Source organism: Okeania sp. SIO2B9, assembly GCF_010672505.1.
Classification (GTDB): domain Bacteria; phylum Cyanobacteriota; class Cyanobacteriia; order Cyanobacteriales; family Microcoleaceae; genus Okeania; species Okeania hirsuta.
On record NZ_JAAHGK010001260.1, the window covers coordinates 1 to 2,227 of the forward strand.

General features: G+C 34.7%; 1 protein-coding gene and 1 pseudogene. Both read right to left on the reverse strand.

The window, feature by feature from the left end:
• Positions 1 to 363: 363 nt before the first annotated feature.
• Positions 364 to 1,260 (reverse strand): TauD/TfdA family dioxygenase, encoded by an 897-nt coding sequence (locus tag F6K13_RS29585; RefSeq protein ID WP_124155248.1) that lies wholly within the window; start codon positions 1,258 to 1,260, stop codon positions 364 to 366.
• Between the two features lie 621 nt (positions 1,261 to 1,881).
• A pseudogene (locus tag F6K13_RS29590) lies at positions 1,882 to 2,145 on the reverse strand (SAM-dependent methyltransferase); the annotation flags it as partial.
• Between the last annotated feature and the right edge of the window lie 82 nt (positions 2,146 to 2,227).

Genomic DNA, 2,227 nt, shown 5'->3' on the forward strand with positions numbered 1-2,227 from the left:
TGGAACAGGGAACAGGGAATAGGGAATAAGAAAAAAATATTTTTGCAAATATTGAGATTCACCCTATTTTTTGTAATTGGTATTACTTTGAAATATAGGAATAAACTAATATTAATCAACCACTATTTAGCAGTTTATTCAGAAAATTAATAGTAAAAATAACTTGTATTATTTAGATAGTAATATAAAAATATTACAGCATTTTGCAGGATGCTAAGGTACAGTTTAATACTAATTTATATTCCCTATTCACTCAACTCCAAAACTGCTGTAATACTTTAATTATTTTAGATAAAAATAGACAAATATATGAGGATAAATCAATGAATCATCCAAATGAAAGAGATGTGATTTTTTGTCAACTTAGCAGTTATAATCATCACGATTATTCACAACTCCAATACGCAAAGCAATGCGTTTATATTTACTAGAATCGTAGGCTTTTCCAGTGTGCATAACTTGGGAATTATCCCAAAATACAATATCTCCAGCTTGCCAAACATGATGATAAATAGGTGTATAATTAAGAGCTTTCTCAAATAACTCTACCCAATATCGCTTTGCCAAATCAGGTTTATCCTCAAGTCCCTGTAGAATAGAAGTGTCTGAACCCAAATATAAACCTTTACGTCCAGTTATTTGGTGAGTTGATACTAAAGGATGTAGTTTCCTGGGGATCTCCTCCCCTGGTTGTGGAGATACGGGAGAAAGATGATACATTGAAAGCTGTTCTAATTGCTGCTGATATTCAGGTTCAAAGTTATTATAAGCTTTGATCATATCTAGAAAACCAGTAGTATGAGGCTGTCCATCAATGCCTTCTGAAGGGATAGTCACACCATATAGCATGACCACATAAGGAGTATTCATCTCTAACCCAGCAGTTTTTGGAAGAAGGTCTTTGTCGTGATGCCATTGCCAGGCAATCTTACCTAGCACATTCTGAGATAATCCTTTAGGATTCCCTAAAATACCACACCCTGAACTTTGTAAGTATGCAGGAATTTCAGGATTTAGGGATTTTGGGCGGCGATGACCAAGACTTGAATCTCTAAAGGTCTGTCTGGCAAATTCTGTTAACTGAGATGCCGTCAGATTTTGGTTGCGGATGAAAATAACACCATTTTCCCAGAGATTTTCCTTCAATTCTTCTGCCTGTTTTGGACTTAAATTCACAAGATTAAAGCCTGGAAAAATTTCTTTACCAAGCCTAGAATTTTGATATTTTTCAATACTTATATTTTCCCTAATAGCGTTCATAATTCATACAAATCACTTTTTTCATTCCACTGTAGCACTTATTTTAATTAAATACTATCCCCAGGATATCTGACTCTAGATATGAATTTTGTCTGAATCATACTAGGCAATAAGTACGGTTTGCTGAAAAAGTTTTTTTGCAGTAGGTAGGGAGTAGGCAGTAGGCAGTAGGCAGGATGGAAAGTGTGGGTAGAATGGGAAGTATAGGGATATCAAATATTGTCTGCCTTTAATGCTAACTTTTTGAGCATCAAAAGCTGAAAAATAGGTACTTTTTTCCACCTCAAAAAGACCCTGACCAATATCAGTCAATGCTTTGAGATTTAATCAGCAAACCCTAAGTAACTTTTTGTTTTTAATATTACAGTAGTTTTCTAGTTGATGAGGTACAAAGTCTTATTGCTCTAGGAAACAGGGAACAGGGAACAGGGAACAGGAAATATAACAGGACTTACGCAAATTTACTTTTAAAGCACCATTTGTAGGGGCGAATTCTATTCGCCCTCCCTATATGTAGAGTCTCTGCACTCTGTATAAGAATAGTTTTATAACTGTACCTCACTATCTTCAAAAGTCCTGTTGATAGTCAGAAGTGTGGCTATTTTAAAAGTCAAATTTTAATTACAAACTATGATTAAATTCTTGTTTAGCTAATTTTGTAATCTGAGCGATCGCTTTCAAGTCTAGTGAAAGTTTACTCTCTATATTTAACCATAATAAATATTCTATATTACCAGCCGGACCTTGTATAGGAGACCAGGTTAAACCAGAATATCCCCATCCTAAATTCTGAGCGCTATTCCATACTTGAAAAATTGCTTCAGCTTGGTCAGTAGAAGAACGTACCACACCTTTTTTACCTACTCGTTTTTTCCCTACTTCAAACTAAAGTTTTACCTGCTTTATGGCAATTACTTATTCCACCTCGTGAAACAATATTGTTGGTAAAACCTCAGTTTGAAGTAGG